Here is a 12,268-nt window from a genome sequence, read left to right as displayed (position 1 = left end):
GTGAGCCAGCAGCAGTGGACAGCGGTCGACGACTACTTCACCGACGTCCTGATCGGCGACGACCCGGTGCTGGACGCGGCCCAGCAGGCCGCCGACAAGGCCGGACTGCCCCGGATCGCCGTCTCCGCACCCCAGGGCAAGCAGCTCCAGCTGCTCGCCGAGACGCTCGGCGCCCGCCGCATCCTGGAGGTCGGCACCCTCGGCGGCTACAGCGCCATCTGGATGGCCCGTGCCCTGCCCGCCGGCGGCCGGCTGGTCACCCTGGAGATCGACCCGGTGCACGCCGAGGTCGCCCGCGACAACCTCGCGAACGCCGGGTTCGCGGAGGTCGCCGAGGTACGCCTCGGCCCCGCCGCGGGCACCCTGCAGCAGCTCGCCGACGAGGGCACCGACCCCTTCGACCTGGTCTTCATCGACGCCGACAAGCCCGGCAACCCGGTCTACTTCGCCTGGGCGCTGCGCCTCACCCGGCCCGGCTCGCTGATCGTCGTCGACAACACCGTCCGCGGCGGCAAGGTCGCCGAGGCCGACTCCACCGACCCCGCCGTGGTCGGCGTCCGCCGCCTCCACGACGCGATCGCCGCCGAGCCGCGGGTCTCCGCCACCTCGATCCAGACCGTCGGCTCCAAGGGCTACGACGGCTTCACCCTGATCCGCGTCCGGGCCTGACCGCCCCGACCCGGCGAGCGACCCCACACACCGAGAAAGCACGGGGAACACCATGCGGATAGGACTGCTCGGCACCGGCCCCTGGGCGCGCGGCGTGCACGCACCCGCACTGGCCGGCCACCCCGGCGTCGAGTTCGCCGGCGTGTGGGGCCGCCGGCCCGAGGCCGCCGCCGAGATCGCCGCCGAGCACGGCGTCCCGGCCTACGAGGACGCCGACAAGCTGATCGCCGACGTCGACGCGGTCGCCGTCGCGCTCGCCCCGCAGGCCCAGGCCGAGCTGGCGCTGCGCGCCGCCGAGGCCGGCCGGCACCTGCTGCTGGACAAGCCCGTCGCGCTCACCGTGCCGCAGGCCCGACGGATCGCCGACGCCGTCGCCGCCGGACGGCTCGCCTCGGTCGTCTTCTTCACCCTCCGGTTCGGCGGCGAACGCGTCGGCTGGATCGCCGAGCAGGCCGCCCGGGACGGCTGGTTCACCGCCCGCTGCGACTGGCTCGGCGCCGTCTTCACCACCGACAGCCCCTACGCCGCCTCACCCTGGCGGCGCGAGAAGGGCGCACTGTGGGACATCGGCCCGCACGCCCTGTCGCTGCTGCTGCCCGTTCTCGGCGACGCCGCCACCGTGACCGCGGCCGCCGGGCCCGCCGACACCGTGCACCTGGTGATCGGACACACCGGCGGCGCGTCCAGCAGCACGACGGTCAGCCTCACCGCACCCCCGCAGGCCGCCGGCGTGGCGCTCGAACTGCGCGGCGAGGCCGGCGTGCACCGCCTGCCCGAGGCGGGCGTCCCGCCCGTGGAGGCCTTCGGCCACGCCGTCGACGGACTGCTCGCCGCCGCGCGGAGCGGCACGCCGCACCCCTGCGACGCCGCCTTCGGCCTGCGCGTGGTCGAGATCCTCGCCGCAGCCGAACAGTCCCTCACCGAGCGTGCCACCGTCCCGCTGCAGCCCCTCCCCGTCACCCCGCAGCCCCCGGACACCGGGGCCTGACCGCGGGCGCGCTGCGTTGACGCGCCATCAGGCTGCGCCCGGTAGCGGCCGCGCACGCCCACCCGCCGCCGGCGCACCACCCGCGTACCCCGACGCCCTTTCCGTGCGCACACCCGCGCATGGCACGATGGCAGGGACCAGCCCGCCGCCGACCCCGGAGCAGCCCGTGCAGCCCGAACCCGCCTTCCGTGCCGCCGGACCGGCCGACGTACCCGCCGTCGTCGCCCTGGTCGAGTCCGCCTACCGCGGGGAGGCCAGCCGGGCCGGCTGGACCACCGAGGCCGATCTGCTCGACGGGCAGCGCACCGACGAGGCCGGCGTCGCCGAGGTCGTCGCCCGCCCCGGGTCCGTGGTGCTGCTCGCCGAGGCGGAGGGCGACCTGCTCGCCTGCTGCCACCTGGAACGCCGCAGCGCCGCCGCCTACTTCGGCATGTTCTCCGTCCGTCCGGCGATGCAGGGCGGCGGCATCGGCCGGGCCGTCCTCGAGCGCGCCGAGCGGCACGCCCGCGAGGAGTGGGGCATCGACCGGATGGAGATGACCGTCATCGAGCAGCGCGCCGACCTGATCGCCTGGTACGAGCGGCGCGGCTACGTGCGCACCGGCGAGTACGAGCCCTTCCCCTACGGCGACGAGCGCTTCGGCGTCCCGCTCCGCCCGGACCTGCGCTTCGAGCGCCTGGTGAAGGCGCTCTGACGCGGCCGCCGGGCGGACTCAGTCCGCCCGGACCTGCTTCTGCGACCACTCCAGGTAGCGGCCGGACTCCCGGGTCAGGCCGGCCAGGAACCACACCAGCACCGCGGTGTCGTCCGTCCAGCCGACGAACGGGATGATGTCCGGCACCGCGTCGATCGGGCTCAGCAGGTAGACCGCGCACAGCACGGCGAGCGCCGCCAGCTTGCCCGGCCCGACGCCCGGGTAGCGGCCGGTCAGCGCGTCGCGCACCAGCCGGGGCGTGGCCGCGACCCGGGCTCCCAGCCCCGGCGCGCCCGGCCGCTGGGTCTCCCGGTACAGGCCCCACGCCGACCGCGACACCGCGGCCCGGTCGATCCCCTGCAACCGCTTCGGAACGGGCTTGGCCACGGCGTCCTCCTCACTCTCCGGTGGGACGCGCCTGCCGCGCCCGCCGATCCACGGTACGGGACGCCGCCCGTTCCGCCGTAGGGTCTTCTTCCCCCGTGTCAGCCAGGACAACGGGGGAGTCCGGCCGGTTCCCGCGGTTCCTGCTCCCTGCGGTCGCCGTCAGGGCTCAGCCGCCGTAGAGGTTGCGGCAGATCCCGGCCTGTTCGGAGCCGGGTGCCCACTGGCCCTGGCGTTCCGCCTCGGCGCACACCTTGATCGTGGTGGGGTGCGGCACGGCGGCCGTCGCCCGGGGACGGGTGCCCGGGCGGGGGTGGAGGGGTGAGCGGGCCGGGCCCGGGCGGGCCGTCCGGCTCGGGGCGGCGGCCGGGACGTCGTCGGCCGAGGGGGCTGCGCTCGGGCCGGCCGTGGGCGATGCGGTGGCCGCGTCGCCGGTGCCGTCGGGGGAGGGGCCGGCGGGCCTCTCGTTCCAGGGCGGGGCCGGCACGGACGCGGCCGGGGCGGCGGGCGGGGCCGCGCTGGCCAGAACGCCGGTGAGCTCACCGGAGCCGTCCGGGCCGTCGGGCCCGCAGGTGGCCAGCATCCCGCCGAGCAGGGCCGCCCCGCCCAGTACGGCCGCCGCGGCGCCGACCGTCCTCCGCGGCCGGCGCCGCGCCGGCACCGGGGGAGCGGGCGGCGGGCCGGGCGGCGGCTCCGGGGTCTCCCAGCCGTACGTCCACGGCGCCTTCCACTGTTCGTCCATCCCGGTCTCCCGTCCGTACGGCGGGCCGCCCCGCGGGTCGCGGCGGGGCCCGCCGTGCCCAACGAGGCGGCCCGCCGGCGCGGAACGGCACCGGGCGGCGGACACGGTGGTGCGGTGCGGGTGCGCGCCCCCGGGCCCCGGACGATGCTGGGGGGCATGAACAGCAACAGCACCACCGAGCCCCTGGTCGAGGTCGCCGAGTTCCGCACCGACAGCCGCTACCGGCTGGTGCACTTCAAGGGCAGCGGCTGGAAGCCGCTCGCCCCCGAGGAGTTCGAGCCCGAGGTCAAGCACGCCTTCCCCGAGCTCGACCCGCACGACCCCGTCCTGGTGCACTGGGTCGACCGTCCGTGGGAGTGGCCCGCCTGGCACCCCGGCGAGGCCTGACCGACCGTCGGCGGGTCAGAGCGGACGGCCGAGCAGCCGCCCGGCCTCCGCCAGCACCCCCGACAGGTAGTCGGCGGCGGCTCCGCCGACCGCGAGCCCGGCGGCCTGCCCGGACCACAGGTTGACCAGATCCGACCTGCCCCGGGCGGCCGCCTCGGCGCGCAGCGGCAGCATCAGCGCGTTCTGCACCGGATAGGGCGGGACGGTCTCCTCGTGTGCGGCCATCTCGCGGACGAGGCGGTTGGCGATGCCGCGCGCGGTCCGGCCGGAGAACAGCCGGGTGAGCACGGTCGTCCGGGCCTCCGGAGAGAGCAGGGCGCGGCGGTGCACCTCGCTCGCCGCGGACTCGACGCAGGCCAGGAAGCCGGTGCCGATCTGCACCGCGTCCGCACCGAGCAGCAGGGCGGCGGCCAGGCCCCGCCCGTCGGTGATCCCGCCCGCCGCCACCACCGGCACCCGGACCGCGTCCACCACCTGCGGCACCAGCGAGAAGGTGCCGACCAGCGACTCGCGCACCGGCGCCAGGAAGGCGCCGCGGTGCCCGCCGGCGTCGCTGCCGGAGGCAACCACCACGTCGGCACCGGCCCGCTCCAGCGCCTCGGCCTCGGCGACGGTGGTCGCGGTGCCGATCAGCGGGATGCCGCGGCGCCGCGCCCCGGCCACCAGCCGCTCCGGCGGCAGGCCCATCACCAGGCTGATCACCGGCGGAGCCGCCTCCAGCAGGGCGTCGACCTGCTCGTCGAAGTCCGGCCGGCGCAGCTCGGTGGACGGGTCGGGCATCCCCAGTTCGGCGTAGTACGGGTGCAGCCGCTCGACGTCCTCCGCGGTGGCGCGGGTCTCGCCCTCGCCCGGCTGCGGCACCCAGAGGTTGACCGCGAACGGCCGGGAGGTCGCGGCGCGGAGGTCCTTCACCAGCTGCGTCAGCGCGTCCGGCTGCAGGTGGTGGGCCCCGAACGAGCCGAGGCCGCCGGCCTCCGAGACGGCGGCGGCCAGGGCCACCGACGACGCCCCTCCGCCGAACGGGCCCTGCACCACCGGGTGCTCCAGGCCCACCAGCTCGCAGAACCGGCCCACGGCGCGTGTGTTCATGACGATGCGCTCCCTCGCTGTCGACGTTCCCGCCATGCTAGACGACCGGTCAACTATTCGTGGTGACCGCCCCGGACCCGGCCGTGTCGGAGGCGGGCCCTACCGTGTCCGTCCATGGGACTCTCGATCACCGTCGGCCTGCTCGACGACCTCGACCGCCACGACCCGGAGGGCGCCGCCCACCACGCCCGTGAACTCGCCGTGCTCGCCGACGCGCTGCAGGCCAAGGGCATCGACTGGCAGGAGCCCGCGCCCGCGGGCACCGGTCGCGCCGCCCACAGCGGCGGCTTCCCCTACGGGTACCTGCACCACCTGCGGCGGGCGTTCGTGCTGCGCCGCCGCGGTGCCGTCACCCCCGCCGCGAGCACCGACCCCGAGCAGTACGACTGCGACCGCGGCGAGGTCGAGGAGGAGGCGCTGATGTTCTCCTCGCACCTGCTCTGCCACTCGGACTGCGCCGGCTACTACGTGCCCGCCGACTTCGACGATCCGGTGTTCCTGCCGGAGGAGGCTGCGGTCGCGGGCGGCGGGATGGTCGGCTCCACCGGGCAGCTGCTCGCCGAACTCCGGCGCCTGGCACCGGCGATCGGCATCTGCCCCGAGGCCGCCGACGCCGCCGCGGACACCGGCACCGCCGGGGCGGCCGGCGGGCCGTACGAGGCGGAGCAGTTCGCCTGGTACGTGCTGCACGGTGCCTGCCGGCAGAGCCTGGCCACCGGACGGGCGATCGTCTTCCACTGAGGCCCGCCCGTCGCCGCGCCCACCCGCCCGTTCGCGGGGCCGTGGCGGGCGGTCGGTGGCGGCCGTCGGAGTGACACTCCGTCGAGTCGTGACGGAGTGTCGTCAACGGCCTGCCTAGCGTGACGGGCATGACTGCAGATCGTTCCCTCGCCGCCCCGGGCGGGCCGGGCCTCGCCGGGGCGCCCCGGCGAGGCGGGTTCGCGGCGCTCTTCGTGCTGGTCCTGGCCCTGCTCACCGTCGCCGCGGCGATCACGCCGGCCGCGGCCGCGGCCGCGCGCCGAGTCGGCGGCACCGTGTCCGTGCAGTTCGAGAACAAGAGCGACCGCGACCTGACGGGCTTCGCCGTCAACGTGCCCGAGGGGTGCCTGATCCCCTTCGCACCCGCCACGATCCAGGCCGGCACCACCGCCACCTGGACGGTGGGGCCGTGCCAGTCCGCGTACGGCACCCGGGGAACGATCGACTACACCGTGCAGGGGGAGAACGGCGCGACCACCCGGATCGGCTGGGACGTGCCCTTCACCGGGGCCAACGCCTACACCGAGTCGGCGCCCACCGGCTACGTGATCGGCCACACCGGCGGCACCGATCCGCAGACCCCCGTCCGCTGGACCTTCGACTGCAACTCCAAGACCTGCGACGGCATCCCGGACGCGTGGAAGCTGAACGGCGTCACCCTCGACCCCGGTGACGGCAGCGGCGCCAAGTTCATCGACCTCAAGGCGATGGGCGCCGACGTCGACCGGCCCGACGTCTTCGTCCAGCTGGACTGGATGGCCGGCACCGCGCACAGCCACGCGATCGACCCCGCCGCGATCAAGAAGGTCGTGGACGCCTTCAAGAACGCGCCGTACAACAAGCGGGGGCAGACCGGTACCGGCATCAACCTGCACATCGACGCCGGGCCCACCAGCATCATGAACTTCACCACCAACACCACCTGGGGCACCCTCAGCCGGGCCAGGCAGCTCACCGAGACGGCCAACCTCGGCACCACCGTCAACGGCCTCTACCAGTGGGACGCCTTCACCGCGCTGAAGAACGCCACGGGCGGCTTCCGCAGCACCGCGCGGGGGCCGATCTTCCACTACGCGATCTCCGCCCACAACCTGGAGTCCGGCTCCTCCTCCAGCGGGATCTCGGCCGGCACGCCCGGCAGCGACCTCATCGTCAGCCTGGGCAGCTTCACCAACGACGTCGGCACCGTCGACGAGCAGGCCGGCACGCTGATGCACGAGCTCGGCCACAACCTCGGCCTGCGGCACAGCGGCGACTCCGACGTCCCGAACCACGAGCCGCAGTACTTCAGCGTGATGAACTACAGCTACCAGTTCGGCCTGACCGTGGGGACGACCAAGGGCTTCGTCGACTTCTCGCGGCAGAACCTGTCGCTGAACGAGACCGCCCTGGACGAGCGGGTCTACCCGCCGACCAGCCCGCTCTACGACGTCAGCCACTTCTGCCCCGGCATCGACGGGACGGTCGGCAAGTTCGTCACCGTCCAGTCGAGCAAGGCCACCGTCGACTGGAACTGCGACGGCCGGATCTCCGACACCGAGGTCGGCGTCGACGTCAACGGCGACGGCAGCCGGACCTCGCTCGCCGGGCACGACGACTGGAACGCCCTCGTCCTGCGCGGCGGCGCGGTCGGGCACTCCGGGGCGGAGTCCGCCGGCGTCCCGGCGCCCACCGTCGAGAACGAGGCGACGCCCCAGGACGAGGCGATGGACCTCCCCGTGGACGTCACCCCGCCGGTCACCACCGCCCGGACGAGCGCGCACCCGCACAAGGACGGCGGCCACCAGGGCGAGGGCGGCCACAAGGGCGAGGTGCGGGTCGTCCTCACCGCCACCGACGACCTCTCCGGCGTCGCCATGACCGAGTACAACCTCGACAGCAGGGGCTGGCAGACCTACACCGGCCCGATCGTGGTGACCGGCGAGGGCAAGCACCGGCTGCTCTACCGGTCCGTCGACCACGCGCAGAACCAGGAGACGGACGAGTACCTCGTCCTGCGGGTCGACCGGAACTCCGAGTGGCACCGGGAACCGACCGCCGAGCACTGAGCGCCGAGCGCACGTACGACGCCCCGGACCGGGACCTCCCGGTCCGGGGCGCCGGCATGCCGCGGGCGGAGTAGTTGACCGACCGTATACTCGCCGCATGGGACGGAGCAGCACGGCACAGGAACGACTGCTCGACGCCGCCGGCGACCTGCTGCACACCCGCGGCTACTCGGCCGTCGGCGTCGCCGAGATCTGCGCCCGGGCCGAGGTCAAGAAGGGCAGCTTCTACCACTTCTTCGCCTCCAAGCAGACGCTGACCCTCGCCGCCGTCGACGCGCACTGGACGCAGCAGCGGCAGGTCTGGCAGACCCTGCTGGGCACCCCCGGACGGCCTCCGCTGGAACGCCTGCGGCACCTGCTGGACGCCCAGGCGGCGGCGCAGCGGGCCGACAAGGCCGGCGGCGGCAGCGTCCGCGGCTGCCTGCTCGGCAACCTCGCCCTCGAACTCAGCGGCCGCGAGCCCGAGATCCAGAACCGGCTCGCCGAGATCTTCGACGAGCAGGCAGCCCTGGTGCAGGGCGTCCTCGCCGAAGCGGCCGCCACCGCGCCGGTCGCCGCCGACACCGGGACGGCCCGCGCGGTCGTGGCCCAGCTGGAGGGCGCGGTGCTGTTCGCCAAGCTCGCCGACGACCCGGCCCGGCTCGACGGCCTCTGGCCCGCCGTGCAGCGCCTCGTCCGGTCCGCCTGAGCGGGGCCCTCCGGCTCCGACCGAGCGGCGCCCCTCCGGCTTTCGCCCGGACACGCCGTGCGCGGTCCGGCCGGGGCCGTAGGCTTGACCGATGGGGACCCGGCAGGTGGACGCATCGCAGTGGCAGCAGGCCTGGACGGACGGCGGACGACGCGCCGTCCACATCGGCGACGTCGCCGACTTCAACGCCCAGTTCGTCCCGCAGAGCCCGGCCGCCCGCCGACAGGCCCACCACTACTCCTGCCTCGCCGCCTTCTACACCCCCGACCCGGCCGCGCTGCTGCTGCCCGGCGAACCCGACGCAGGCTGGACCGCCTGGCTGGCACGGGAGTTGGCCTGGGGCCCGGTCGAGCTGCACACCGGACTCGCAGACGAGCACGGCACCGTCCGCGGCACGCTCGCCGTCCGCCCGGCCCTGCGCGAGGGCATCGAGCGGCTCGGTCTGCCCGTCCGCCCCTGGGGCCGCACCGCCGGGCCGGGCCTGGAGGCCGTCCACCACTACGAGTCCAAGGCCGCCTCGCACGAGCTCTTCGCCCGCACCGCGGCCGGGCACCCGGGCGTCCTGGTGCCCCGTCAGCGACCGGCCCGCTCGGCCCGGCGGGCCGCCCGGCTGCTCGCCGCCCTGGCCCGCCGCGGCGAGACCGCCGTCCTCAAGGCCCACCACGGCGTCGGCGGGTACGGCACCGCCGTCGTCACCCCGCAGGAGACCGCTGCGGCAGGCGGCGCCCGGGCGCTGCTGCGCGGCCTCGCCGCCGAGGGCGTCCTGCCGCCCGGCGGCGGACTGCTGGTGGAGGAGTACGTCCCCGGGTGGGGCCGGCTGCGGAACCTCACCTTCGACGCGGTGATCGCCGACGACGGCACCGTGCACCCGGTCGGCACCGCCGTGATGCACGTCGACGGCACCAGCTACCGGGGCGCCACCGCCGGCCCCGGCGCGGTGCCGCCGCGGGCGGCCGCCACCGCGGAGGCGTTCGGCCTCGCCGTCGGCGCCGAACTCGCCCGGGCGGGCCACCGCGGCTGGTACGACGTCGACTTCGTCACCGACCCGGCCGGTCGGCTCGCCCCGACCGAGGCCAACCTGCGGCTCACCGGCCCCGCCGTCGCCTTCGTGCTCGCAGCCCGCCTCGACGCGGTGCACGGCCCGGGCCATCGGGTCCGCACCCTGGACATGCTGCCGCTCGGCGCCCGGCTGCCGCAGCAGGCGCTGCTCGCGCACCTGGCCCAACTCGCCGAGCGCTGCGAGCGGTTCGGCGTGCGCCTGCTGCCGACGATCCCCACCGCGAGCTGGGAGGAACTGCCGACCGCGGGCGTGGCCCTGGCCGCCCGTGCCCCCGACACGGTGACGGCCCTGGACGCACTGGACGCGGCGGAGGCGGTCGTCCGGGCGGCCTGCGAGGCCCTCGCCGACCCCTTCGACGCCGTCGCCCCCGACGTACCCGGCGTCAGCGCCCGTCCTCCGAGGGGCCGCGCCGCCCGGTGACCGTCCGCGCGGCCGCCGACCCCTGCGAAAGCATGAACGATCCCACGATCGCCGCGGCGACGATCAGCGTGACGTTGAACGTGTAGACCATGAACGCCTGCCGTCCCCAGTCGGTCGGGCTCGTCAGCCGGTACATGTTGTCCTGCGGCCACCAGGCGGCGAGCAGCCAGACGATCGCGAGATGGGTGAACCGGGTGAGCACCGGCCCCCGGCCGAGCCGCGCGACCGCGGGGTGCCCGAAGAGGAGGAACGCCGTTCCCAGGGCGAAGCCCAGCCACTCCGCCCCGTACAGCACCGAGAACGCGAGGGTGTAGCTCCCGGGCACCGCCGAGAGGTCGGTGGAGCCCGGCCAGAGAGCGGAGGTGAGGGACGCACTGCCGAAGAAGGCGAAGACCACGACCAGCACGACCAGGCACCCCCGGGTGAAACCGTCGGCCTCGACCCGGCCGCCACCGCCCTTGGCGGAGGCCGAGGTCTTGCCCGAGGTCCTGCCCGCGCCGTCGGCGTGGCCGCGCGGCGCGGGCAGCGGCAGCGCCGCTCGGTCCAGCTTCCCGGCGCGGGTGCGCGGCAGCGCCGGGACGGGGACGACGGCCTCCGGCACGAGCTGCTTCGGCAGCCGCTCGGCGAGGTACTCCCGGACGGCGGAGGCCTCCGGCCGGGTGCCCTCCGCCGCGACCACGTAGGCCACCAACGGCCGCTTCGCGGAACCCTGCTCGGGACCGAGGGAGGTCACCGCGCACTCCCGCACCTCCGGGTGGCCGCGCAGCACCGCCTCCGCCTCGGCCGCGTTCGCGGTGCCCGCCCCGGAGTCCCGGCCGATGTACTCCAGCAGCCCGTCGGCGCGCCGCCGCGCCAGATCGCCGGTGCGGTACGCGCGGTCGTCGATCCCGGGCAGGAAGGCGAAGCGGGACCCGGTCAGGTCGGGCAGACGCGGGTAGCCGCGGCCGACGCCCGGCCCGGTGAGGCAGATCTCGCCGATGTCGCCGTCCGGGACGGGCCGGTCGTCCGGGCCGATCAGGTGCACGCCGTTGCCGGGGAACGGCCGGCCGATCAGGGAGATCCGCTCGGGCTGCTCCACGTCCCCGCCGAGGTCCGCCGGGTCGAAGTACGTGCTGTCGACGCCCGCCTCGGCGACGCCGTACACGTTGATCACCCGGACACCGGGGCCGAGGTAGCGCTGCATCCTCAACTGCTCGTCCAGGTACCACTTCTCGGCGCCCACCGTGAGCAGCCGCAGCGCCCCGAGCTCCAGGCCGCGCGGCTGCAGGTGGTCGAGCAGGCGGCGCGCGGTGTGGACGTTGGTCTCCATCACGGTGATCCGCTCGTCGACCACCAGCCGGTGCAGCTCGGAGAGTTCCGCGGTGCGGTCGAGCGTGAAGTTGCGCTTGGCCATCACCAGGGTGCCGCCGGTGCACAGGGCGCGGATCCAGTCCGCGGTGAAGACGTCGAACTCCAGGGTGGCGGTCTGCAGGAAGCGGTCCGCCGGGGTCAGCCCGTACACCTCGCGCCAACCCCGGTGCGAGTGCAGCAGATTGCGGTGCTCGACCAGGGCGCCCTTGGGCAGCCCGGTGGAGCCGGAGGTGTAGAAGACGCAGGCCGGGTCGCCGGACGTCAGCCCGACGGCGAGCGGCCCGTCGTCCTCGGCGGCGACCGCGGCCGCCGAGGTGTCCAGGCAGAGCAGCGCACCCTCGCCGGAGTCGGCCAGCCGGACCCGGTGCACCTCCTCCGTCACCACCACGGCCGGAGCCGCGTCCGCCAGCACGTGCCGGATCGTCCGGTCCGGTCCGGTCGGCTCCAACGGCACGTACGCGGCACCGGTCTTGAGCACCGCCAGCAGTGCCGTGATCAGTTCGGTGCTGCGGCCGAGCGCGACCGCGGCGCAGCCGCCCGGGCCGAGCCCGAGGCCGGCCAGGTGCCGGGCCAGCCGGTTCGCCCGCCGGTCCAACTCCCCGTAGGTGAGCCGGACCTCGCCGCAGACCACGGCCGATGCGTCCGGTGCGCGCACCGCCTGCTCCTCGAACAGGCCGTGCACGGTCTGCGCCTCCCCCTGCATGGTCCAACCCCTCCCTCGTCGGCGGTACCGCCCTGAGCCTGCCCGCCCCCACTGACAGTGTGCAGCCAGTACGCCTGGGTGACCGGCCGGGAGCACCGGGTAGTTGCGGGTCCGTCACCGGATCGGGACGTGCCGCGGACCTGCGTCGGCTACCGGTGGGTGCCGACGGCCGACCGGTGATCGGCCGACGGCCGGCCGATCACCTGTGGACGGGTGACCGGTGGACGACCGACGGGCGACCGATGGGTGACCGATGCGGCGCCAACTCCCGCCGCCTACGGTGGAGT

The 12,268-nt window shown here is 75.3% G+C and carries 12 protein-coding genes; 8 read left to right on the top strand and 4 right to left on the bottom strand.

Translation table 11 applies throughout. The features are described 5' to 3' along the window. From AB0O09_RS07650 to AB0O09_RS07640, 3 genes are all read left to right on the top strand, one after another. The gene (locus tag AB0O09_RS07650; RefSeq protein ID WP_363540646.1) at window positions 1–669 is read left to right on the top strand and encodes an O-methyltransferase; all 669 of its coding nucleotides are present in this window, start codon (window positions 1–3) and stop codon (window positions 667–669) included. Between the two features lie 52 nt (window positions 670–721). Continuing rightward, window positions 722–1,657, top strand: a complete 936-nt coding sequence (locus AB0O09_RS07645) for a Gfo/Idh/MocA family oxidoreductase (RefSeq protein WP_363540645.1) — start codon at window positions 722–724, stop codon at window positions 1,655–1,657. Window positions 1,658–1,784: 127 nt separating this feature from the next. Next, on the top strand, window positions 1,785–2,351 hold the full coding sequence (locus AB0O09_RS07640) for a GNAT family N-acetyltransferase (protein ID WP_344627515.1): 567 nt from the start codon (window positions 1,785–1,787) through the stop codon (window positions 2,349–2,351). Between the two features lie 18 nt (window positions 2,352–2,369). Here the strand turns inward: AB0O09_RS07640 and AB0O09_RS07635 are convergent, their stop codons facing one another. Then, the gene (locus AB0O09_RS07635; protein WP_344627514.1) at window positions 2,370–2,738 is read right to left on the bottom strand and encodes a YkvA family protein; all 369 of its coding nucleotides are present in this window, start codon (window positions 2,736–2,738) and stop codon (window positions 2,370–2,372) included. A 166-nt stretch (window positions 2,739–2,904) separates the two neighbouring features. Next, window positions 2,905–3,477, bottom strand: coding sequence for a hypothetical protein (locus AB0O09_RS07630; RefSeq protein WP_363540644.1), 573 nt, complete (start codon window positions 3,475–3,477; stop codon window positions 2,905–2,907). Window positions 3,478–3,633: 156 nt separating this feature from the next. Here AB0O09_RS07630 and AB0O09_RS07625 point away from each other — a divergent pair, with 156 nt between their 5' ends. After that, entirely contained in the window at window positions 3,634–3,864 is a 231-nt protein-coding gene (locus AB0O09_RS07625) for a hypothetical protein (RefSeq protein WP_030273247.1), read from the top strand. Between the two features lie 15 nt (window positions 3,865–3,879). Here the strand turns inward: AB0O09_RS07625 and AB0O09_RS07620 are convergent, their stop codons facing one another. Beyond that, window positions 3,880–4,953 carry a nitronate monooxygenase gene (locus AB0O09_RS07620; protein WP_363540643.1) on the bottom strand — a complete coding sequence of 358 codons (1,074 nt, stop codon included), beginning with the start codon at window positions 4,951–4,953 and terminating at the stop codon, window positions 3,880–3,882. Between the two features lie 114 nt (window positions 4,954–5,067). Between AB0O09_RS07620 and AB0O09_RS07615 the strand changes: the two genes are divergently transcribed. The 4 genes from AB0O09_RS07615 to AB0O09_RS07600 all read left to right on the top strand — a co-directional run bounded on the left by AB0O09_RS07615 (window position 5,068) and on the right by AB0O09_RS07600 (window position 9,928). Then, complete coding sequence (locus tag AB0O09_RS07615; protein ID WP_363540642.1) at window positions 5,068–5,694, top strand: hypothetical protein; 627 nt, start codon at window positions 5,068–5,070, stop codon at window positions 5,692–5,694. Window positions 5,695–5,822: 128 nt separating this feature from the next. Continuing rightward, the gene (locus tag AB0O09_RS07610) at window positions 5,823–7,760 is read left to right on the top strand and encodes a M12 family metallo-peptidase (protein WP_363540641.1); all 1,938 of its coding nucleotides are present in this window, start codon (window positions 5,823–5,825) and stop codon (window positions 7,758–7,760) included. A 97-nt stretch (window positions 7,761–7,857) separates the two neighbouring features. Next, window positions 7,858–8,448, top strand: a complete 591-nt coding sequence (locus AB0O09_RS07605) for a TetR/AcrR family transcriptional regulator (RefSeq protein WP_363540640.1) — start codon at window positions 7,858–7,860, stop codon at window positions 8,446–8,448. 91 nt (window positions 8,449–8,539) lie between these two features. Next, window positions 8,540–9,928 (top strand): hypothetical protein, encoded by a 1,389-nt coding sequence (locus AB0O09_RS07600; protein ID WP_363540639.1) that lies wholly within the window; start codon window positions 8,540–8,542, stop codon window positions 9,926–9,928. Here AB0O09_RS07600 and AB0O09_RS07595 read toward each other — a convergent pair. Then, the gene (locus tag AB0O09_RS07595) at window positions 9,891–11,981 is read right to left on the bottom strand and encodes an amino acid adenylation domain-containing protein (protein ID WP_363540638.1); all 2,091 of its coding nucleotides are present in this window, start codon (window positions 11,979–11,981) and stop codon (window positions 9,891–9,893) included. The two genes, AB0O09_RS07600 and AB0O09_RS07595, sit on opposite strands and share 38 nt — an antisense overlap. Window positions 11,982–12,268 lie beyond the last annotated feature (287 nt).

The sequence above is a fragment of the Kitasatospora sp. NPDC093679 genome (assembly GCF_040683455.1).
Lineage (GTDB): Bacteria > Actinomycetota > Actinomycetes > Streptomycetales > Streptomycetaceae > Kitasatospora > Kitasatospora arboriphila.
This window is presented reverse-complemented; position numbering and strand designations above follow the sequence as displayed.

What these genes read in the sequence shown, in the direction of transcription:
- AB0O09_RS07595 (WP_363540638.1), bottom strand. Translation starts at nt 11,981, where the DNA reads ATGCAGGGGGAGGCGCAGACCGTGCACGGCCTGTTCGAGGAGCAGGCG.
- AB0O09_RS07620 (WP_363540643.1), bottom strand. Translation starts at nt 4,953, where the DNA reads ATGAACACACGCGCCGTGGGCCGGTTCTGCGAGCTGGTGGGCCTGGAG.
- AB0O09_RS07645 (WP_363540645.1), top strand. Translation starts at nt 722, where the DNA reads ATGCGGATAGGACTGCTCGGCACCGGCCCCTGGGCGCGCGGCGTGCAC.
- AB0O09_RS07640 (WP_344627515.1), top strand. Translation starts at nt 1,785, where the DNA reads ATGGCAGGGACCAGCCCGCCGCCGACCCCGGAGCAGCCCGTGCAGCCC.
- AB0O09_RS07605 (WP_363540640.1), top strand. Translation starts at nt 7,858, where the DNA reads ATGGGACGGAGCAGCACGGCACAGGAACGACTGCTCGACGCCGCCGGC.
- AB0O09_RS07600 (WP_363540639.1), top strand. Translation starts at nt 8,540, where the DNA reads ATGGGGACCCGGCAGGTGGACGCATCGCAGTGGCAGCAGGCCTGGACG.
- AB0O09_RS07630 (WP_363540644.1), bottom strand. Translation starts at nt 3,477, where the DNA reads ATGGACGAACAGTGGAAGGCGCCGTGGACGTACGGCTGGGAGACCCCG.
- AB0O09_RS07625 (WP_030273247.1), top strand. Translation starts at nt 3,634, where the DNA reads ATGAACAGCAACAGCACCACCGAGCCCCTGGTCGAGGTCGCCGAGTTC.
- AB0O09_RS07615 (WP_363540642.1), top strand. Translation starts at nt 5,068, where the DNA reads ATGGGACTCTCGATCACCGTCGGCCTGCTCGACGACCTCGACCGCCAC.
- AB0O09_RS07610 (WP_363540641.1), top strand. Translation starts at nt 5,823, where the DNA reads ATGACTGCAGATCGTTCCCTCGCCGCCCCGGGCGGGCCGGGCCTCGCC.